This is a genomic window from Trabulsiella odontotermitis, assembly GCF_030053895.1.
Taxonomy (GTDB): domain Bacteria; phylum Pseudomonadota; class Gammaproteobacteria; order Enterobacterales; family Enterobacteriaceae; genus Trabulsiella; species Trabulsiella odontotermitis_C.
Map to the genome: position 1 here is coordinate 2,829,904 of NZ_CP125781.1, position 21,059 is coordinate 2,850,962.

The 21,059-nt window shown below is 54.9% G+C and carries 20 protein-coding genes, 2 tRNA genes and 1 pseudogene; 6 read left to right on the plus strand and 17 right to left on the minus strand.

Annotated elements, in window-relative coordinates:
- Positions 1-137: 137 nt before the first annotated feature.
- From QMG90_RS13620 to QMG90_RS13640, 5 genes are all read right to left on the minus strand, one after another.
- Positions 138-551, minus strand: a complete 414-nt coding sequence (locus QMG90_RS13620; RefSeq protein WP_283280178.1) for an NUDIX hydrolase — start codon at positions 549-551, stop codon at positions 138-140.
- Complete coding sequence (locus tag QMG90_RS13625; protein WP_283280179.1) at positions 544-1,131, minus strand: LOG family protein; 588 nt, start codon at positions 1,129-1,131, stop codon at positions 544-546. The genes QMG90_RS13620 and QMG90_RS13625 overlap by 8 nt, the downstream gene beginning before the upstream one ends.
- 211 nt (positions 1,132-1,342) lie before the next feature.
- Positions 1,343-1,418: transfer RNA gene (locus QMG90_RS13630), tRNA-Asn, on the minus strand.
- Between the two features lie 108 nt (positions 1,419-1,526).
- On the minus strand, positions 1,527-2,918 hold the full coding sequence (locus QMG90_RS13635) for an APC family permease (protein WP_283280180.1): 1,392 nt from the start codon (positions 2,916-2,918) through the stop codon (positions 1,527-1,529).
- A 335-nt stretch (positions 2,919-3,253) separates the two neighbouring features.
- Positions 3,254-4,672: a glutamine synthetase family protein gene (locus tag QMG90_RS13640; protein WP_283280181.1), complete on the minus strand. Its 1,419-nt coding sequence runs from the start codon at positions 4,670-4,672 to the stop codon at positions 3,254-3,256.
- A gap of 212 nt (positions 4,673-4,884) precedes the next feature.
- Between QMG90_RS13640 and puuD the strand changes: the two genes are divergently transcribed.
- The 4 genes from puuD (at position 4,885) to QMG90_RS13660 (ending at position 9,128) form a co-directional block, all read left to right on the plus strand.
- Positions 4,885-5,649, plus strand: a complete 765-nt coding sequence (puuD, locus tag QMG90_RS13645; protein WP_283280182.1) for a gamma-glutamyl-gamma-aminobutyrate hydrolase — start codon at positions 4,885-4,887, stop codon at positions 5,647-5,649.
- A gap of 26 nt (positions 5,650-5,675) precedes the next feature.
- A complete protein-coding gene (puuR, locus tag QMG90_RS13650; protein WP_049848290.1) occupies positions 5,676-6,233 on the plus strand; it encodes an HTH-type transcriptional regulator PuuR in 558 nt (185 codons plus the stop codon).
- Between the two features lie 124 nt (positions 6,234-6,357).
- On the plus strand, positions 6,358-7,851 hold the full coding sequence (puuC, locus tag QMG90_RS13655; protein WP_283280183.1) for an aldehyde dehydrogenase PuuC: 1,494 nt from the start codon (positions 6,358-6,360) through the stop codon (positions 7,849-7,851).
- Positions 7,848-9,128 (plus strand): NAD(P)/FAD-dependent oxidoreductase, encoded by a 1,281-nt coding sequence (locus QMG90_RS13660; RefSeq protein WP_283280184.1) that lies wholly within the window; start codon positions 7,848-7,850, stop codon positions 9,126-9,128. The genes puuC and QMG90_RS13660 overlap by 4 nt, the downstream gene beginning before the upstream one ends.
- 37 nt (positions 9,129-9,165) lie before the next feature.
- On the opposite strand, the gene QMG90_RS13665 is transcribed toward QMG90_RS13660, so the two are convergent.
- Together QMG90_RS13665 and QMG90_RS22555 are read right to left on the minus strand one after the other, a co-directional pair.
- A complete protein-coding gene (locus tag QMG90_RS13665) occupies positions 9,166-10,587 on the minus strand; it encodes an EmmdR/YeeO family multidrug/toxin efflux MATE transporter (protein ID WP_283280185.1) in 1,422 nt (473 codons plus the stop codon).
- A gap of 94 nt (positions 10,588-10,681) precedes the next feature.
- Entirely contained in the window at positions 10,682-10,774 is a 93-nt protein-coding gene (locus QMG90_RS22555) for a DUF5951 family protein (protein ID WP_430381663.1), read from the minus strand.
- A gap of 5 nt (positions 10,775-10,779) precedes the next feature.
- Here QMG90_RS22555 and QMG90_RS13670 point away from each other — a divergent pair.
- Positions 10,780-10,855, plus strand: a tRNA-Asn gene (locus tag QMG90_RS13670).
- An 89-nt stretch (positions 10,856-10,944) separates the two neighbouring features.
- Here QMG90_RS13670 and cobT read toward each other — a convergent pair.
- The 7 genes from cobT to dacD form a co-directional block, all read right to left on the minus strand.
- Positions 10,945-12,000, minus strand: coding sequence for a nicotinate-nucleotide--dimethylbenzimidazole phosphoribosyltransferase (cobT, locus tag QMG90_RS13675; RefSeq protein ID WP_283280186.1), 1,056 nt, complete (start codon positions 11,998-12,000; stop codon positions 10,945-10,947).
- A gap of 15 nt (positions 12,001-12,015) precedes the next feature.
- Complete coding sequence (gene cobS, locus QMG90_RS13680; RefSeq protein WP_283280187.1) at positions 12,016-12,756, minus strand: adenosylcobinamide-GDP ribazoletransferase; 741 nt, start codon at positions 12,754-12,756, stop codon at positions 12,016-12,018.
- Positions 12,753-13,295 (minus strand): bifunctional adenosylcobinamide kinase/adenosylcobinamide-phosphate guanylyltransferase, encoded by a 543-nt coding sequence (gene cobU / locus QMG90_RS13685; protein WP_283280188.1) that lies wholly within the window; start codon positions 13,293-13,295, stop codon positions 12,753-12,755. Before cobU ends, cobS begins: the two co-directional genes overlap by 4 nt.
- A 114-nt stretch (positions 13,296-13,409) precedes the next feature.
- Positions 13,410-13,745 carry a DUF496 family protein gene (locus QMG90_RS13690; RefSeq protein WP_283280189.1) on the minus strand — a complete coding sequence of 112 codons (336 nt, stop codon included), beginning with the start codon at positions 13,743-13,745 and terminating at the stop codon, positions 13,410-13,412.
- A 172-nt stretch (positions 13,746-13,917) separates the two neighbouring features.
- Complete coding sequence (locus QMG90_RS13695; protein ID WP_283280190.1) at positions 13,918-14,976, minus strand: FUSC family protein; 1,059 nt, start codon at positions 14,974-14,976, stop codon at positions 13,918-13,920.
- A 107-nt stretch (positions 14,977-15,083) separates the two neighbouring features.
- Positions 15,084-15,551, minus strand: a complete 468-nt coding sequence (sbmC, locus tag QMG90_RS13700) for a DNA gyrase inhibitor SbmC (RefSeq protein ID WP_283280191.1) — start codon at positions 15,549-15,551, stop codon at positions 15,084-15,086.
- 89 nt (positions 15,552-15,640) lie between these two features.
- Positions 15,641-16,813, minus strand: coding sequence for a serine-type D-Ala-D-Ala carboxypeptidase DacD (gene dacD / locus QMG90_RS13705; protein ID WP_283280192.1), 1,173 nt, complete (start codon positions 16,811-16,813; stop codon positions 15,641-15,643).
- Between the two features lie 194 nt (positions 16,814-17,007).
- On the opposite strand from dacD, the gene sbcB reads away from it, so the two are divergent.
- Positions 17,008-18,444 (plus strand): exodeoxyribonuclease I, encoded by a 1,437-nt coding sequence (sbcB, locus tag QMG90_RS13710; RefSeq protein WP_283280193.1) that lies wholly within the window; start codon positions 17,008-17,010, stop codon positions 18,442-18,444.
- A gap of 51 nt (positions 18,445-18,495) precedes the next feature.
- On the opposite strand, the gene QMG90_RS13715 is transcribed toward sbcB, so the two are convergent.
- From QMG90_RS13715 to QMG90_RS13720, 3 genes and pseudogenes are all read right to left on the minus strand, one after another.
- Positions 18,496-19,854: an APC family permease gene (locus QMG90_RS13715; RefSeq protein ID WP_283280194.1), complete on the minus strand. Its 1,359-nt coding sequence runs from the start codon at positions 19,852-19,854 to the stop codon at positions 18,496-18,498.
- Positions 19,844-19,906: a membrane protein YoeI gene (gene yoeI, locus QMG90_RS22560; protein WP_407830030.1), complete on the minus strand. Its 63-nt coding sequence runs from the start codon at positions 19,904-19,906 to the stop codon at positions 19,844-19,846. Before yoeI ends, QMG90_RS13715 begins: the two co-directional genes overlap by 11 nt.
- Positions 19,907-20,083: 177 nt before the next feature.
- Positions 20,084-21,056: pseudogene (locus QMG90_RS13720) on the minus strand (LysR family transcriptional regulator).
- Positions 21,057-21,059: the final 3 nt, after the last annotated feature.

Consider the following 21,059-nt stretch of genomic DNA (forward strand, 5'->3'; position numbering starts at 1 on the left):
ATGTCCCCTTCGCGCCAGAAACAGACGCTACTAACGTCAGACTGAGTTCATTGTTGGGGTACTATAAAAGCATGTTGCCACCTTCCTGGTGATGGTGGAGGTGGAGGTGGCAAAACGACAATCCTGCGATGGGTCTTCTACACTGATGATGGCCATACGTGCGGGACAATTTTGTTTGCCGTTAACGGTGCCAGTTGCCTGGACGAAATATCAGAAGGTGACAACCAGAGAATTTCCTCAATTTCAGCGGCGGGTCGAACTTCCTGAATGCATCTTTCTGTGCTGAACATACTGGCGTGAAGAAGATGACCGGGCTCATTAGCCGCTATATCTGTAAATTCCCCAAGCGGCGTAAGCTCCTCAGGTGATAGTTCAAGGTTAAGCTCTTCCCTGAGTTCCCGAATCAGTGCTGACTGAGCGCTTTCTCCCGGCTCAATTTTCCCTCCGGGTTGCATAAAATATGCAGTGTCTCTTTTCCTGACAAGGAGTAACCGTCCTTTTCCGTCCTTCATGATGGCTGCAGCAATGTGGATAGTTTTTGGTTCAGGCATGATGATTTCCGTTCTGAGTAGTCCACTTTGAAACAGGGGGTACGTAGGTTTTAAAATAATCGATAATGTCTTGTAAATTTTCAGAAAACAGAAGCATGTCAGCATAGGCCTGTTTCATAAAACCTTCGCTTACCATTTGCTGCACCATCACTCTTAGCGGATCATAAAAGTGGTTAACATTCAGAAACGCACAGGGTTTATCATGTATTCCGAGTTGCGCCCAGGTCCACTGTTCAAATATTTCCTCAGCAGTTCCTGCTCCACCAGGTAATGCGATAAAACCGGATGATAGTTCTGCCATCACATTTTTTCTCTGGTGCATATTATCCACCACATGAAGCTCGGACAATCCGGTGTGAGCGATTTCACGCTCCAGCAAAGATTTCGGAATAACACCCGTTACATGCCCACCGTATGCGAGAGCGGAGTCAGCGACGGCACCCATCAAGCCAACACGTCCGCCGCCATAAACGAGACGTATCTCTTGTTCTGCCAGCCATTTACCTACGTGACGTGCAGCGTCCATGTACGCCGGTGAACAGCCCTCAGAAGAGCCACAGAATATGCCTACTGTGTGCATATTTTCTCCTCAAGAAAATGAACAGAAAGCCCCGTAATAGGGAGAATCAAGCGGGGCTCATGATAACATTCGTCCTTTCCTGAAGGGAGTACCGTCGTTCGTCCCGATAGAGATGAGTAAGGCACAGATATAATGATGGTCAGTCTGATGTTTAATCCTCGCTCATAGCAAAAAGCCCGCTTAAGTTTCCTTAAGCGGGCTTTTCTAAATATGGCTCCTCTGACTGGACTCGAACCAGTGACATACGGATTAACAGTCCGCCGTTCTACCGACTGAACTACAGAGGAATTGTGTGAACGGGGCGCATATTAACGAGGCGCCCCGGGCTTGTCAAAGTCTGTTTTCACTATTTAAATCGTTTGCCGATTTATTCTCCATTCCGGACGATCCCTCCCTCAGGATTCCCACGCCTGCTCCGCTTTTGCGCCTTCAAACTGCGGCGGCGGCTTGCGGAAACGCTGCGTCAACCAGCCGAGGTAGACAACCCCGACACCGGCCCAGACCAGCCCCAGCGTCAGCGAGGTGATCTCAAGGTTAATCCACAACACAGCGACGGTAGCCGCGCCAATCAGCGGCAGGATCAGATAATGCAGTTTCTCCTGCCAGGTTTTGTTACGCCCTTCCCTGCGCCAGAAGTGGTTAAACACCGACAGGTTCACGAAGGTGAAAGCCACCAGCGCACCGAAGTTGATCAGCGCCGTGGCAGTGACGAGATCGAAAAACAGAGCCGACAGCGCCACAATGCCCACCATGATCACGTTCAGCGCCGGGGTGCGCCATTTCGGATGCACATAACCAAAATATTTCTCCGGGAAGACGTTGTCGCGGCCCATCACGTACAGCAGGCGCGACACGCTGGCATGCGACGCCAGCCCCGACGCCAGCGTATTCACGAACGTGGTGCACAGAAAAATGGACTGGAACAGTTTGCCGCCAACGTACAGGGCGATTTCCGGCAACGCGGCATCGGGATCTTTAAAACGGCTGATATCCGGGAAAAACAGCTGCATAAAGAAGGACGCGGCGATGAAGATCAACCCGCCGTACAGCGCGGTGAGGAAAATCGCTTTCGGGATGGTTTTTGCCGCATCCGGCGTCTCTTCCGACAGCGTCGTCACGGCGTCAAAACCGAGGAACGAGAAACAGACAATGGTGGCCCCGGTAATAATCGGGATCAGATGCGCATTCTGACTGATAAACGGTTGCAGCGACCAGACCGTCCCGACGCCCTCGCCTTTATGCAATCCGTCCACCACCAGGTAAATAAAGACCACGATGATGGCAATCTGCACCAGCACAAACAGCGCGTTAAAGTTCGCCACCAGGTTTACGCTCTTCAGGTTGGCGGCAGTCAGGATCGCCACAAACGTCACTACCCATACCCACGGCGGTACGCCGGGAAATAATGCGGTGAGGTAAATCTTCGCCAGCAGTACGTTAATCATCGGCAGGAACAGATAATCAAGCAGCGACGACCAGCCGACCATGAAGCCCACGTGCGGGTTAATCGCTTTTTGCGCGTAGGTATAGGCGGAACCCGCCTGCGGGAACTGGCGCACCAGTTTGCCGTAGCTGATGGCGGTAAACAGCACGCCGGCCAGCGCCAGCAAATAGGAGGCCGGAACGTGGCCGTCGCTGATGCCGGAAACAATACCGAAGGTATCAAACACGGTCATCGGCGTCAGGTAAGCAAGCCCCATCACCACGACCTGCCAGAGCTTGAGGGATTTACGCAACTGCGGTTTGCCCGCCTGCGTTGAGGTATTCACAGAGGAGTTAGCCGCCATGCCCTTTCCCCCCTTTGCCGGCAATGATTTGCGTTCGTTGTTTCCTTCGAACACACCTGCTTAGCAAGGGGGTAAATCGTGTGAGATCGGTAGTCAAGAAGCGTTCACGGTGCGGGAGTGGCCCGTACTCACAGCGGCTCAGGCAACCGCCCTCGCCATGCGGGTATTTAAACATCTGCATCATCTCATTTCCTCGTCACAAAATCTGTCGTGTTTCTGAAGACCCGATGCCGCCAGCGCTCCATAACGCGACATACGGGAAATGGCAGGGTTTCCTGCAAAGTCTGGCTGCCCGGCTCCGCGCAGGCAGCATGATGCTACAGTCTTATCTAATATCAGGCGTTTTTCAGCATCCACTCGATTTCGGTATCGGTGATGAGACGCTCAAACTGGATTAATTCGTCATTCTTACACGCGTGGTAAACGTGGCAAAAACGCGCTCCCAGCAGGTCACGCAGCGCGGCACTCTCGGTGAATTCACACAGCGCGTCACTCTGGCGGATCGGGAACGGCAGGCCGTCCTGCTCCAGCCCATTGCCTTCGACTTCTGCCGGTAACGGCAAATCGTTATCGAGGCCGTGCAAAATGCCCGCCAGCAGGGTGGCCATCACCAGATAGGGGTTGGCATCTGCACCGGCCACCCGGTATTCAACACGATGGTTGTCGCGGTCGCCGCAGGGAATTCGCAGCGCAACCGTACGGTTGTTGTGCCCCCACGACGCCTGCGTTGGCACATACATGCCAGGCTGGAAACGGCGATACGAATTTACGTTAGGCGCTAACAGTGCCATAGAGGCAGGCATCAGGTCTATCATTCCCGCCAGTGCCCGCTTCAGCGTGCTCGAATCTTCGCCATCGGCGTCCGCCAGCACGTTTTCGCCTTTATTATTCAGGATGCTGATATGGATATGCATCCCGCTGCCCGCATGCTCTTCATACGGTTTCGCCATAAACGTGGCGTGCATTTTATGCTTCTCGGCCACCAGGCGAACCAGACGCTTTAGCGCCAGCGCATCGTCACAGGCATCCAGTACGTTGTCAGTATGATGGAGGTTGATTTCGAATTGACCGGGCGAGGCTTCGGCGACGGCACCATCCGCCGGGATCAGTTGCATCCGCGCCAGGTCATCAATATCCGTCAGCACGTCGGCGAAATGGTTCAGGTTATCAACGGAATAGACCTGACTTTGCATATTGCGATCCTGCGTACCTGGCGCGCACGGCGGCTGGAGATACCCTTCTGCGTCACGCTGCCGGTCCAGTAAATAGAACTCCAGCTCTACCGCTACCACGGGGTGCAGACCGCGCTGGCGAAGCTGCTGCCAGAGTCGGTTCAGTACGTTCCGCGGCTCAACGTCAAAGGGAGCGCCATCTTCATCCAGCATGGTCAGCATCATCTGACCGATAAACTCCGGGTCCGCCGCGGACGGTGTCAGCGTACCCAGTACAGGAACACAACTGCGATCCGGCTCACCCAGCTCCTGCCCTAGCCCGGCTTCTTCAACCACATTGCCGAGGATATCCATGGCAAACACCGAGGCCGGGAAATAACAGCCCTTCTCTAACTTGCGTAGCCCCGAAACCGGAATACGCTTGCCGCGGAAGCAGCCGTTCAGATCGGTTAACAGAACATCGACATACTGCGTTTGCGGGTAACGTTCGAGATAGTGTTTTACTTCGCGCGCAAACGCGCTACTTCGTCTCTCTTCAGACTGCTGAACAAAATTCTTAACTTCTACGATATTGGTTTCCATGATTCACCGCCGTTGCTTTGAGGTACGGTCACTGACACAGACCGTTAAATATAATGTCCATTCATCGACTCTGGCTGCAATCCAAATGTTTGTCAAATGTTAAATGAAGTTTGCAAACAAGTTATCTCACTGCTAGATTGAGAAAATATTGAACGGAAATTTGCAACAGGGAACCGTTTGGCAATAATTTTTTCCAGAACGTGAGGCCGATCATGGGCAATATATTTGACAAGCCAGTCATTGGTGTTGTGATGTGCAGGAACAGGATCAAGGGTCACGAGACCCAGACTTTGCAGGAGAAGTACCTGAATGCCGTTTTAAACGTCGGAGGATTGCCCATCGCGTTACCGCATGCGCTGGCAGAACCGGAACTTTTTGCCGCCCTGTTACCAAAACTTGATGGTATTTTCCTGCCAGGTAGCCCGAGCAATGTACAGCCGCACCTCTATGGTGAAAACGGCGATGAGCCTGACGCCGATCCCGGGCGTGATCAACTGAGCATGGCGTTAATCACCGCCGCGCTCGAAAGGCGCATCCCCCTTTTCGCCATCTGCCGGGGAATGCAGGAAATGGTTGTCGCTACTGGCGGGACTCTGTATCGTCGCCTGTACGATCACGCCCAGTTTCTGGAACACCGCGAAGATGCGGAGTTACCGGTGGAGCAGCAGTACGCGCCTTCGCATGAAGTTCAGGTGCAGGAAGGCGGATTGCTTTCAGCATTACTGCCCGGTTGCAGCACATTCTGGGTCAACTCCCTGCACGGTCAGGGCGCAAAAACACTGGGGCCGCGGCTGCGCGTTGAAGCGCGTTCGCAGGATGGGTTGGTGGAAGCCGTGAGCGTTCACGATCATCCTTACGCGCTGGGCGTTCAGTGGCACCCGGAATGGAACAGTAGCGAATACGCCCTGTCGCGTTTGTTGCTCGAAGGTTTTATTACTGCCTGTCAGAACTATCTCGCTGAAAAGCAGCGACTCTGACCACTACTGTTAAGGAAATAGAAATTATGAGCGATGACGGCCTGGCTCCGGGGAAACGTCTGGCGGAGATTCGACAACAACTGGGTCTTTCTCAGCGTCGCGCAGCCGAACTGTCTGGATTAACACACAGTGCAATCAGCACTATTGAACAGGATAAAGTCAGCCCGGCGATCAGCTCGCTCCAGAAGCTGCTGAAAGTTTACGGACTGTCTCTCTCCGAGTTCTTTGCCGAACCGGAAAAACCGGACGAGCCACAGGTCGTTATCAATCAGGACGATCTGATCGAAATCGGCAGTCAGGGTGTTTCCATGAAGCTGATTCATAACGGGAATCCTAATCGCACACTGGCGATGATCTTCGAGACGTACCAGCCCGGTACGACGACAGGCGAGCGGATCAAACACCAGGGTGAGGAGATTGGCACAATACTGGAAGGTGAAGTGGTATTGACCATAAACGGACAGTCGTACCACTTAGTTGCGGGACAGAGTTATGCCATCAACACCGGCATTCCTCACAGTTTCAGCAACACCTCGGCAGGCATCTGCCGCATCATCAGCGCCCACACTCCCACCACGTTCTGATTTTTCTGGCCTGACGCGTTCAGGCCTTTATTAACACAAAGTGTCACAGGCGAACCCGCCTGCGGCTCTCTGCGGCCAGATTTTGCCGGAGCAATAATTTATCCGATTGAAATAAGAGGTTTTTATGAATTTCCATCATCTGAATTACTGGCAGGGAAAAGCAAAAAATATCACGCCGGAAAGCCGTTTATTTATTAATGGCGAGTATTGCGAAGCACAGGATAACAGTACGTTCGCCACGCTGGATCCCGCCGCCCAGCGTCCGATTACTGCCGTCGCCCGCGGGAAAAAAGCTGACGTTGACCTCGCCGTACGTGCTGCACGTGAAGTGTTTGAGCGCGGCGACTGGTCGCAGGCGGCACCGGCGAAACGCAAAGCGGTGCTGAATAAGCTCGCGGATCTCATGGAGCAGTATCACGAGGAGCTGGCATTACTGGAAACGATCGATACCGGTAAACCGATTCGCCATAGCCTGCGTGATGATATTCCTGGCGCGGCCCGCGCTATCCGCTGGTATGCCGAAGCCATTGATAAAGTGTATGGCGAAGTGGCGACCACTTCACCGAATGAACTGGCGATGATCGTCCGCGAGCCGGTTGGTGTGATTGCCGCTATTGTGCCGTGGAACTTCCCGCTGCTGCTGGCCTGCTGGAAGCTCGGCCCGGCACTGGCCGCAGGTAACAGCGTCATCTTAAAACCCTCAGAAAAATCACCGCTGACGGCCCTGCGTCTGGCGGGGCTGGCAAAAGAAGCCGGGCTGCCGGACGGCGTGCTCAACGTGATCAGCGGTTTCGGGCACGAAGCCGGGCAGGCGCTGTCGCTGCACCCGGACGTGGACGTTATCACCTTTACCGGCTCCACCCGCACCGGGAAACAACTGCTGAAAGACGCTGGCGATTCCAATATGAAGCGCGTCTGGCTGGAAGCGGGCGGCAAGAGCGCCAACGTGGTTTTTGCTGACTGCCCGGATCTGGAAAAAGCAGCCGCCGCCACCGCGGCGGGGATCTTCTACAACCAGGGGCAGGTCTGCATCGCCGGCACCCGTCTGCTGGTGGAAGAGAGCATCGCCGACCGTTTCCTTGCGCTGTTGAAAGAACAGGCGAAAAACTGGCAGCCAGGCAACCCGCTCGATCCCGCCTGCACCATGGGCACCCTGATCGACAACGCCCACGCCGACACGGTGCAGAGTTTTATCCGCGACGGCGAATCCGGCAATACACTGTTGCTCGACGGTCGCAGCGATGCCCATCCGGCGGCTGTCGGCCCGACCATTTTTGTGGATGTCGATCCCAACTCGCATATATCACGCGACGAAATTTTCGGCCCGGTGCTGGTTGTTAATCGCTTTCGTAGTGAAGAGGACGCGCTGCAACTGGCGAATGACAGCGATTACGGACTCGGCGCGGCAGTGTGGACCGGGTCGCTTAATCGCGCGCACCGCATGAGCCGTCGCCTGAAAGCGGGGTCAGTTTTTGTGAACAACTATAACGACGGGGATATGACCGTACCGTTTGGCGGTTATAAGCAAAGCGGCAATGGTCGCGATAAGTCCCTGCATGCCCTTGAGAAATTTAGCGAACTGAAAACCATCTGGATTGCCCTGGAGCCTTCATCATGACTGAACATACCACCAGCTATTATGCCGCCAGCGCCAATAAATATGCGCCATTTCCGACGCTTTCAGAATCCATCACCTGTGACGTCTGCGTGGTGGGCGGCGGTTACACCGGCCTCTCTTCCGCCCTGCATCTTGCTGAGATGGGTTATGACGTGGTGTTGCTGGAATCCGCCCGTATCGGTTTTGGCGCCAGTGGTCGCAATGGCGGCCAACTGGTGAACTCCTACAGCCGCGACATCGACGTGATTGAAAACAACTACGGCCCGGACGCCGCCCGCATGCTCGGTAGCATGATGTTTGAAGGCGGCGAGATCATTCGCGAACGCATTAAACGCTACCAGATTGACTGCGATTACCGCCCCGGCGGCCTGTTTGTGGCACTGAACCCTAAACAGCTGGCAACGCTCGAAGAGCAAAAAGAGAACTGGGAGCGCTACGGCAACACGCAACTGGAGATGCTGGACGCCGACGCCATCGCCAGAGAGGTGAATACCGATCGCTACGTCGGCGCCCTGCTCGACCGCAGCGGCGGGCATATTCATCCGCTGAATCTTGCCATTGGCGAAGCCGACGCGATCCGTCTGAACGGCGGGCGTGTCTACGAACAATCGCCGGTGACCAGGATCCAGCACAGCAATCCGGCAGTGGTCAGTACGGAAAAAGGCCAGGTGACCGCCCGCTATGTGATCGTCGCCGGTAACGCCTATCTCGGTGATAAAGTCGAGCCGGAACTGGCAAAACGCAGTATGCCATGCGGTACGCAGGTGGTAACCACCGAACCACTGTCAGCGGAAGTGGCGCAGTCGCTGATCCCGAATAACTACTGCGTGGAAGATTGTAACTATCTGCTGGATTACTACCGTCTGACCGGCGATAACCGCCTGCTGTACGGCGGCGGCGTGGTGTATGGCGCGCGCGATCCCGATGACGTTGAGCGCCTGATCATGCCGAAACTGCTCAAAACGTTCCCACAACTGAAAGGGGTGAAAATCGATTACCGCTGGACCGGCAACTTCCTGCTGACGCTCTCAAGGATGCCGCAGTTTGGCCGCCTGTCCGGTAACATTTATTACATGCAGGGTTACAGCGGCCACGGCGTGACCTGCACGCACCTGGCCGGCCGACTGGTTTCAGAAGCATTACGCGGTGATGCAGAGCGTTTCGACGCGTTTGCAAAACTGCCGCATTACCCGTTCCCTGGCGGGCGCAATCTGCGCATTCCGTTTACCGCCATGGGCGCGGCGTACTACAGTCTCCGCGATCGCCTTGGGGTTTAATGGCCCACGCACAGGGTGATCCCCCCTGTGCGTTTTTTTACTGTGATTTTATTCTGGGGTATTTCTGCAACCAGCGTCCGCTGACCATACGCCAGTAGAACAGCACGCCGCGTACTGCCCAGTCGAGGAACATACCGAGCCAGACGCCGATCACCCCCATGCCGAGCATAATCCCCAGCACATAGCCCGCCACCACGCGGCAACCCCACATGCTGAACATCGATACCCACATGGCGAAACGTGCATCACGCGCCCCTTTCAGCCCTGACGGCAACACCCATGACGCCGCCCAGATCGGCATAAACGCCGCATTGAGCCACAGCAGCACTTTCACCACCTCCTGGACATTCTGGTCCTGGGTGTAAAACGCGGCGAACACGCCGGCAAGCGGCGCGGTTCCCCAGGCGATCACCGTCAGTCCTATCGTCGACAGCCAGAATACATGGCGCAACTGGCGTTCCGCCTGACCAATCTGCCCTTTGCCGAGACGCTTCCCGGTGATAATTGTTGATGCAGAACCCAACGCGTTCCCCGGCAGGTTGATGAGTGACGCCACGGAGAAGGCGATAAAGTTGCCTGCAATGACGTCCGTCCCCATCCCGGCAACAAACATCTGCGTCAGCAGTTTACCGCCGTTAAACAGCACTGATTCAATACTGGCGGGGATCCCGATGCCCATCACTTCCCAAATGATGCCGAAATTTAACGGCCTGAAGTAACTTCTCAGGGAGATCCGCAGGGATTTCACCCCTTTGATCAGCACCAGTACGATGGCTATCGCGCCGATATAGCGTGAGATGGTTAACCCGAGCCCGGCGCCCACAAACCCCAGCCCTTGCCAGGACAGGAAACCGTAGATTAACCCGCTGCTGATGATAATGTTCAGGATGTTCATTCCGCCGTTAATCAGCAGCGGAATTTTGGTATTGCCCGCCCCGCGCAACGCGCCGCTACCAATCAATGCAATGGCTGCCGCCGGGTAGCTAATCACCGTCAGCTCGAGGTAAGTTAACGCCAGCGCTTTCACCGGCTCTGTCGCCGCTCCCGCAATGATGTCAATAATCTCTTTGCCAAAGGCGTGAATAACAATCGCCAGCACCACGGAAAACAGCGCCATAATCACCAGAGATTGCCGTGCCGCCGCCCTCGCCCGCTTGTGATCGCGTTTGCCCAGACTGAACGCCACCACCACCGTCGTACCCAGATCGATCGCCGCAAAGAAGGCCATCACCACCATGTTGAAGCTGTCCGCAAGACCGACGCCAGCCATGGATTCCGCCCCCAGCCAGCTGACCAGAAACGTGCTCAATACGCCCATCAACAGAACGCAGGTGTTTTCCAGAAAAATAGGCACAGCAAGGGGGGTGATTTCACGCCAGAAGAGGACCCGATAACTTTTTCGGTTTTTATACCAGGCCGTGCGTTCTACGGACTGGCGAAATGCTGCGGTGACGTTCAAGAGGGACCTTAATGAGAAAGTTGAAACTCCATTTCAAATGATGATGGAGAATGCGCAAAGCTGCAAAATATTTTTCTGTATTAATTGGCGGAAATTACAACAAATTGTTGTCAGAAGAAGCAATCAGACGCGATTGCGCGAAATGGGGTTTGACAAAGATTTTTTCGCCGCTAAGATAACCCTCCACACGATTCCTCTGTAGTTCAGTCGGTAGAACGGCGGACTGTTAATCCGTATGTCACTGGTTCGAGTCCAGTCAGAGGAGCCAGATTCAAAAAAGCCTGCTTTCGAGCAGGCTTTTTTGCCTTTCAGTTGCTGTTGATGCAACTGCCGAGACCCCACCAGGCAACCACAAAACTACGCCGTCGGCAGCACAATATCGCTTCCTGCCAGCGTGCCCATCTGGTTGTACATCGTGCAGGCGGCATCGACGATATGCATGGCCAGTGCCGCGCCACTGCCCTCACCCAGGCGCATGTCCATATTCAGGTACGGTTCAAGCTGTAGCGCATTCAATGCCACGCGGGCGCCTTTCTCGGCAGAAACATGAGACGGAATCAGATAGGGTTTGATCGCAGGTGCAATCTGGCAGGCGGCAAGAGCGGATGCGTATGACAGAAAACCATCCAGGATGACCGGCAAACCACAGGAGGCGGCGCCGAGCATTACGCCGGTCATGCCGACGAGATCAAAGCCGCCCACTTTTGCCAGCACGTCGGTCGCATCGCTGGCGTCCGGCTGGTTAATGTCGATGGCGCGACGTACCACAGCCACTTTATGCGCCAGTTGGTTCACAGGGAGATTGGCTCCGACGCCAACCACCGCTTCCGGTTCGGTTTGCGTCAACACACTGACTACCGCAGCGGCGGGCGTGGTGTTTGCCATCCCCAGCTCGCCAACACCAAACAGCGTCACACCGTTGGCGGCAAGCTGGCGTGTGTACTGCATCGAGGCCACCAGTAACGCGATGGCCTGCTCACGGGTCATCGCCGCTTCGCGGGCAATGTTACCGCTGCCCCGTGCCACTTTCATGTTGACGACGCCGGGAATCGGATCGGCATCAATGCCCACATCAACTACATGCACCTGCGCGCCAGCCTGTTTCGCCAGTACGCAGACGCCAGTGTTCTGGCGGATCATATTGGCGGTCTGAATGGCCGTCACGATCTGCGGTGAAATGGTGACGCCTTCATGCCAGACGCCATGGTCAGCGCACATGACGATAATGGCTTTATTATCAACCTGCAGCTTACCGGCCAGACCTGGCATACCCATCAGTTGTACGGCCAGCGCCTCAAGCCGCCCGAGACTGCCCGGCGGTTTCAGCAACCCATCAATATGCTGCTGCGCACGGGCCATCGCTGCCGTATCCGGCTGCGGAATAGTATCTAATAACGCATTCAGGTTTTGCATCGTCAACGATCCCTGTTACAGCAGAGCCAGCAGAAAGACCACTTCGCCCAGTTCAATTGCCGCGCCCAGCGTGTCGCCGGTCTGGCCGCCCAGCGTGCGTTTGAGCAATTTTGCGATCAGGTAAATCGCCACGAGGGTGAATAAGAACGCGACCAGGCCATTCATGCCCAGCAGTGCTATCGCCAGCACGGCGGTGACGCCAAGCGTGATGGTCGCCTGTTTGAACGTTACTTTGCCGATGAACAGGTTGCCCATGCCCTCTTCGCGGGCATAGCGCTGTCCGTACATCAACAATACCGAAACCCCGCGCCCGGCGGCGCAGGTGGCGGCAAGCACCGCCGGAAGCCAGACGCCCCGCAGCGACAGTTCGCTGATCAGCAACACTTTCGCCAGCAAAACAAAAATGAGTGCCAGCCCGCCATTTGTCCCGAGACGGCTGTCGCGCATGATCTCCAGCATCCGCTCACGCGGGCGCGATGAAAATACGCCATCGCAGGTATCCGCAAGCCCGTCCAGATGCAGCCCACCGGTCAGCAATGCCAGTGTCAGCACTGCAAACAGTGCGGCCAGTGGCGTACCACACCAGGTATGCAGCAGCGCAAACACCAGCCCGCTCAACGCACCGAGTAGCAACCCGACCAGCGGAAACGTAATGATGCCACGGACATAATCCTGTAGTTCCACACCCTGAGACCAGCGCTGCGGCACAGGCAGACGGCTCATAAAAGAGAGCGTGGCAAAGAAAACCCTGTTCATTTTATTTTGACTCCTATACCTGACACCACCAGCCAGACGTTTTCCGCCGCCTGTGCCAGTTTTTGATTGACTCGTCCGGCAATGTCACGAAAATGCCGCGCCAGCCGGTTCTCCGGCACAATTCCCATTCCCACTTCGTTTGTGACCAGCACAACCGGTGACGGGCAGCGCTGGCACAATGTGATCAGATGCGTAATATCGTCGTCCACTCGCCGCTCCAGCGCCGCGTAATCCCATGTATCAGGATCACTGTCGCCGCCTTCTGCAAAAAGGATATTGGCGACGAGCGTCGTGATGCATTCCAGCAGGATCGCCTCGTCGGGGGAATTATCCGGTGTGATCAGTTGTTCGAGGTGTTGCCAGCGCTCTTCGGTGCGCCAGTGCGTCGGGCGATGCTGCCGGTGATGGGCGATCCGCTCCGCCATCTCGTCATCAAAAATTTGCGATGTCGCGATGTACAGTACGGAACGGTAATGACACAGCAAAGACTCGGCATGTCGGCTTTTGCCGCTGCGCGCGCCGCCAGTGATAACAATCATGTTGAGGATTCCTGATGCAGAGGCTGTGCAGGTTTGAATAAAATAAGATTCATACAAACATCAGGATGAAAGGAAGAGGAAACGGCGAGAGCCACGCTCTCACCGCGAACCGGTTTATTCGGTTTTACCTTCAGGCACTTTGACTTCGCCCATGACTTTCAGCTTCTTGGAAATGTCACGGCGTTCTTTGGACAGCTCGGCATTTTTGATGATGTAGTCATCAACGCGATCTTCGTAATCGCTTTTCATGCTGGCGATAATGCCCTGAATGGCGTCGACGCTCATGCCTGGCTTGATGTAGTCGCTCAGGTTGTCGAGCAGCAGAACACGCTTCTGGTTGTCACGGATCTTTTTCTCAACGTCCTGGATTTCACGCTGCAATTTGTTCTTGCGTCGGAACAGGCGAACAAACTCCAGTACATCCTGAAATGAAGGCTTAGTTGTTTCCATTTTTACACCCCTGCTAATTAAAACTCGGATTCGTTAAAGCAACCGCTATCGCCTGAGGGATACATTACGTATAGCAATTGCTGATGACAATGGTTATTGCTTTGGGGCCATCATAACCCTAAATGCCGCTGAATCGAAACAACCTGACGTCACACCGTTGCCCGTCTGTCTTTTATTTGCGCAATGCGCGGCAAATCAGATGCGACAGCAGCTCCAGCTGGCGAGCGAGTTCCATGCTGAGCCAGACGTAGCCGTGGATCGGCGTTTCCGACAGGTTTTCGCTATGGTACGCCTGCATGAGCTGCCGTAATTCGGCGGCGATTTCACTTAATCTTTCGCTATTAGCCAGTATCGGCTGCGGATTACCTTCGTACAAGGCATGGGCGATGGTCAGCAGTGTCTGCTGCGTCATCTGTTGCGTCTCGCGCAGTGTCCGGGCATTGAGCATCACAAAATGGCTTTCGCGCGACGCCCAGTTCGCATTGATTTGCAACTCCAGCATACACACCAGATTACGGCTGACGGTCTGAATACCTTCAAAAATCGATTTCTGAATGCGCGTCTCTTTGCTGGCGGGGGTGATAAGCCCTCGCATCTTAACAACCTCGCTGAGCATTTTCTGCAGATGTTTATCCAGACGCGGGCGTTCGAGCAAGTTGGGTGAGGTTCCCGTCTGGTAGAGGCGATTGTAGAGGGTGACAAAATTCGCCATCTGAATTCGCCAGTGGAGGAAAGCGCGCTGCGGCCAGATGCCGGTAAACAGCATCGCCAGCAGGGAACCAAAAATCACATCGCCGCTTCGCCAGAGCGCGGTGGTCAGATCACCCGGCGGCGCCCCTACCACCACCGCCAGCGTGATGCCAATCAGCAACGCCTGATAGGGTTTTTTGCCCAGCGCCAGCCAGCCACAGAGGAACATCGCCACAGAACACCAGATCAGCATCAACGGCAGAGAAATAAGTTCAAGCTTGAGCGCCACCAGCCCCAGCGCGGAGCCCAGGATGGTGCCGCCAATGCGTTCATAGGCGCGCGGAACCACGTTTCCCCAGAACGAAATGGGCCCCATCACCACGACCAGCGTGATCAGGGGCCACGTCCCTTCCGGGATATCAAACACGCGGACCAGCAAAAAGGTCAGAATAAATGCCAGCGCTATCCGCACCCCGTGAACAACACGGTAGTGCCGATACAGGCGAATTTCAAAAGGACTCAGTGATTTATCAGCACGCACACCCGCTCTCCGGCAACGCCGTAAAGCACAATTGTAACGGGTTTTCTGCCGATCGCATCACGCTACGGTAATAATCCTTAACTTTCGCAGGGAAAAAGTGCGCCCGTTTACTTACGTTCGACCGAAACGTACATATCGATGTCCCAGTAGCCGTCAGCGGTGCCATCGTTCAGATAGACTTCAAACGTAGCTTTCGGCGCAAACTGCCAGGTCGCATCTTTCTGCAGACTATCGAAAAACTGATACCACGGGGTCGCGAAGTCGTCATTGACTACCCGCGCGCGGGCCACGGCATAATCCCCGCCGTCTACGGTAGTCATCATCACGCCTTCGCTGTTCGCCGGGATCGTAAAATCATCAGGGACCGTGACGGCGGTGTCGCAGCGCAGTTTTTCTGGCGGCGTGACATCCGGGTTGTCGTAATAAACAGCAATCCATTCGAGCGGCTGAATTTGTTTGCCATCCACCCACGCCATCAGTTGTCCAAATCCCTGTTTGACCTTTTCTTCCCACGGCCCTACCAAATGAAACCCGGCAATCGTGCGCTGACGTTGTTGCTTGATGCTGTATTCCATGTTGCCTCCATTATTGGCGATTTACTGTATAAATATACATATAAAGCTAGCAAAGGAGCCATTGATAGTATGTGCGATGATTCACAAAATTACGCTTTATGGTGCAGCCAGTCGCTGAAGCGTGAGAACAACCCGCCCTTTTCTACACTTTCCAGCGTAACCAGCGGCATATGCGCCACCACGTTATCGCGGTCGAGCAGTTCAATTTCTCCGACCCGTTTGTTCGCCGCCAGTGGCGCCTCCAGCGATTTCTGATCCAGTACGTATTTCGCTTTGATATGCGGGATCTCCGCTTTCGGCAGGGTCAGCCAGAAATCTTCAGCGGTACCGAGGGCGATGTTTTCTTTATTGCCGTACCAGATACGCTCAGTACCCACCTGTTTACCCTGTTGCAGGATCTGCACGGTATCAAAATTCTGTTGCCCCCACTGCAACAGCTTGTGCGCCTCAACTTCGCGCCCTTTCATGCTCTCCGCCCCCATAATGACGGCAATCAGGCGACGTTTCCCGTCTACAGCTGAGGCAATCAGATTATATCCCGCCCCGGACGTATGGCCGGTTTTAAGGCCATCAACATTCATGGTTTTATCCCACAGTAAACCGTTACGGTTCTGCTGGGTGATCCCGTTCCAGGTCAGGCTTTTTTCGCTGTACATATGGTAGAACTCAGGCTCGCCGTGGATGATGGCCCGCGAAAGCACGGCCAGATCGTACGCGGAGCTGTGCTGGCCAGGCGCATCCAGACCATGGACGGTCTCAAAGTGCGTATCCCTGAGCCCCATTTTTTGCACATAGTCGTTCATCATCGCTACAAACTGAGGCTCTCCACCCGCCACGTAATCCGCCAGCGCCACGCAGGCATCGTTACCGGAATCGACAATCAGACCACGGCTTAAATCACGCACCGTCAGGCGCTCGCCCGCTTTCAGGAACATCAGTGATGAACCATCAAACACCGGATTCCCTTTCGCCCACGCGTCACGCCCTACGGTGACCATGTCGTCCGCCGTAATACGGTGGCTGTCGATAGCGCGGTCAACCACATAGCCCGTCATCAGCTTGGTGAGACTGGCGGGGTTGCGCTGCTGATGTTCGTTGCCGGACGTTAAAATCTGGCCGGTGGTGTAATCCATCAGCACCCAGGAACCCGCCTGGATGGTGGGCGCGGCGGGGGAAAATTCAATCGTTTCGGCGGCCAGTGCCGATGAAATACTCATCGCGAGTAAAGATGCAGCAATAAACAAACGGCGTTTCAACAGCATATCCTCAAGAACATTATAAAAATCGCTGTTCTTTTTACGGAAGTTCGCGTGTCAGCGCCTGGCAAAATTGCAAAGAAATGTGACTGTGCCCACTTTCATCCCGCGCCATTCTGTGCAGAGGCACGAGAAAGCACGGCTTTTTATTCGGATGTCAGGCCACAATCGTTTACCATACCCCATCATATTCATACAGGATGGAGCTTCGGGTGTCTGATTCCGCAACGCAGCCAACTTTTCTCTTCCACGATTACGAAACCTTCGGCACCAGCCCGTCTTTAGACAGGCCAGCGCAGTTCGCGGCGATTCGTACCGACTCGGATTTCAATATCATCGGCGAGTCGGAGGTCTTTTACTGTAAGCCTGCCGACGACTATCTGCCGCAGCCCGAAGCGGTATTGATAACCGGGATCACACCGCAGGAAGCGCGAGCCAAAGGTGACAACGAGGCCGCGTTTGCCCGCCGTATTCATGACATCTTTACCGTGCCGAAAACCTGCGTGGTGGGCTATAACAACGTCCGTTTTGATGATGAAGTGACGCGTAATATTTTCTACCGCAACTTCTACGATCCTTACGCCTGGAGCTGGCAAAACGACAATTCACGTTGGGATCTGCTCGACGTCATGCGCGCCTGCTATGCGCTGCGCCCGGAAGGGATCCACTGGCCGGATAACGACGAAGGGTTGCCGAGCTTCCGCCTTGAGCATCTGACCAAAGCTAACGGTATTGAACACAGCAACGCCCACGATGCGATGGCTGACGTCTACGCCACCATCGCCATGGCGAAGCTGGTGAAAAGCCAGCAGCCGCGCCTGTTTGATTATCTCTACAGCCACCGCAGCAAGCAGAAACTCGTGCCGTTGATTGATGTGCCGCAGATGAAACCGCTGGTGCATGTTTCCGGTATGTTCGGCGCCTGGCGCGGCAACACCAGTTGGGTCGCGCCGCTCGCCTGGCACCCGGACAACCGCAATGCGGTGATTGTGGTTGACCTTGCGGGTGATATCTCTCCGCTGCTGGAGCTGAATGCCGATGCCCTGCGCGAACGGCTTTACACCGCCAAAGCCGATCTCGGTGACAACGTGCCGGTGCCAGTGAAACTGGTGCATCTGAATAAATGCCCGGTGCTGGCGCAGGCCAATACCCTGCGCCCGGAAGATGCCGATCGTCTGGGGATCAACCGCCAGCATTGCCTCGATAACCTCAAGGTGCTGCGGGAAAATCCGCAAGTGCGCGACAAAGTGGTGGCGATTTTCGCCGAAGCGGAACCGTTTGTGCCCTCTGAGAACGTTGACGCGCAACTGTATAACGGCTTTTTCAGTGATGCTGATCGGGCGGCGATGAAAATCGTGCTGGAAACCGAACCACGCAATCTGCCGGCGCTGGATGTCACCTTTGCCGACAAGCGAATCGAACGGCTGCTGTTCAACTATCGCGCCCGTAACTTCCCGGGAACGCTGGATGATGCCGAGCAGCAACGCTGGTTACAGCATCGCCGCAACGTCTTTACGCCGGAGTTTTTGCAGGCATACGCTCAGGAGCTGGAAATGTTATACGGTCAATATGACGGGGACAGCGAAAAACTGGGGCTACTCAAGGCGCTGTATCAGTACGCGCAGGATATCGTCTGAAAAAAAAACCGGAGACCATGGTCTCCGGTTTTTCATTGATATCGGCGTTAATTACGCAACGTCTTCGTACTGCGGCACCGGGTTACGGAAGCTTTTAGTCACACAAGCCAGATAGACCAGACCGATACCGGCCCAGATCAGGCCCAGCACCATCGAGCTTTCTTCCAGGTTAATCCACAGCGCACCTACCGTCAGCGCACCACACACCGGCAGCACCAGGTAGTTGAAGTGATCTTTCAGGGTTTTGTTGCGCTTCTCACGGATCCAGAACTGCGAGATCACCGAGAGGTTAACGAAGGTGAAAGCCACCAGCGCCCCGAAGTTGATCAGCGCTGTCGCGGTGACCAGGTCAAAGTTAATCGCCAGCAGAGCAATCGCGCCCACCAGCAGCACGTTCCAGGCCGGCGTACGCCATTTCGGGTGAATGTAACCGAAGAAGCGACTCGGGAACACACCGTCACGACCCATGACATACATCAGGCGAGAAACGCCAGCGTGTGCCGCCATGCCGGACGCCAGTACGGTCACGCTGGAGAAAATCAGCACACCCCACTGGAAGGTTTTCCCTGCCACGTACAGCATGATTTCAGGCTGCGACGCGTCCGGATCTTTGAAACGAGAGATATCCGGGAAATAGAGTTGCAGGAAGTAAGAGGCGCCAATAAACACCAGACCGCCAATCAGCGCCGTCAGGAAAATCGCTTTCGGGATCACACGCTCGGCGTCTTTGGTCTCTTCCGACAGCGAAGAGATACCGTCAAAACCCAGGAATGAGAAGCAGAGGATCGTCGCACCGGTGATCATCGGCACCACGTGCGCATCTTCAGACCAGAACGGGCGGGTGCTGGTCAGTGTACCTGCGCCTTCACCGTGAGAAACACCGTAGATAATCAGACCCACGATCACCGCCACAATCCCCATCTGCAGAATCACAATCAGGGTGTTGAAGTTGGCGACGGTCTTGATGCTGCGCAGGTTAGAGATGGTCATAAAGGCCACCAGCGCCACCACAAAGATCCACGACGGTACGGAAGGCACCAGCGCTTCGAAGTAAATTTTCGCCAGCAGGATGTTGATCATCGGCATGAACAGGTAGTCCAGCAACGACGACCAGCCCACCATAAAGCCTACGGTCGGGCTAATGGATTTCTGGGCATAGGTATACGCCGAGCCAGCAGACGGGAAACGGCGAACCAGTTTACCGTAGCTCAGCGCAGTAAAGAGAATGGCGACCAGCGCAAAGGCGTAAGCCGTTGCAACATGACCGTCAGTGAGGCCTGAAACGATACCAAATGTATCGAACAGCGTCATCGGCTGCATATAGGCAAGACCCATCATGACAACCGGAACCAGCGTAAGCGTTTTACGTAATTCCACGCGAGAGGTGTTTGGAGTAACGTTATGCGACATGGTCATCCCCCTTTACGGCGAATGCCGTCGCGTAAGCAAAAAATTGCCCCATTGTTCTGGAATCCTCAGCGACAACAACTGTCGGTTTTTGGTAAGTATCTATCCGGTACGAAGCCCGGCCTCTTGGTTTTTAATGACGAAACGCAATGCAAAAAAAATAACCGACGAGTGAATAAAACGTCGGTTAGTCTCTGATTTTGCAGGCGGCGTATTGTGCCCTCAACGCTGGTTAAAAACAAGAGAATGCGAGCGCCGTCAAAAAAAACTTTTCAATAAATGATTGATTTTTAAACACCCAATTTATGATAGACCGCAGCAATGGCATTATTTGCTAAAATAGCCTCCCGCCACCACACACTGGCGAGCCCTGCCGTCTGATCGTTCCAGCCAATCCATACCGGATCAAACGCCGACCAGGAAGCCACTTTTTTCTCCACCAGCGCACCGCTATCAAGAAAACGTTGTGCCATATAACGCGGCACAAAACCACACCCCAGTCCACTTATCTGCAATTCCAGTTTAGTTTTAAAATCAAAGACTGTGATGGCGTCCTGATCGTCTAACAGTTGTCGAAACGCGGGGCATTCTGGCGAGGCGCTGTCGCCCACGACAATGGCGCGAAAACGCTTGATGGTGCGTCGGCTGAGCGGTTCGTTCTCCTGCGCCAGTCCGTGATGCGGCGCGACGACAAAAACATGTTCCAGCTCGCCAAGTGCGGCGAAAGCAAAGCCGCTTTGCAGCGGCGGATCGCGCAGCGCACCGACCACAATATCCGCCCGCCCGTGGATCAGCGCGTCCCACGAGCTGCCCAGTACACCATTGATAAATTTCAACCGGGTGACGCTGTGGCTTTGATAGAAGGTTTCAATCAGCGGCGCCAGCAGGGAAAAAGGGAACGTATCATCGACGCCGATAATCAGCTCATTCTCCCAGCCCTCGTTGAGCTTGATGGCCTGCTGTTCCAGCTCGCGCACGTTGTGCAGCACCTCGCGCCCTTTTTCCAGCAGCAATTTGCCGGTGCGGGTGAAGGTGGCGCGGTGTCCGCTGCGGTCGAGCAGTTGAATGTTGAGATCGCTTTCGAGCTTATGAACGGTATAACTGAGCGCCGAGGGCGTCTTGTAGAGCTTTGCCGACGCCGCAGCAAAGCTCCCCTCTTTTTCCAGGGCATCAAGAATGATGAGGACATCCAGCAGTGGCTTCATCGT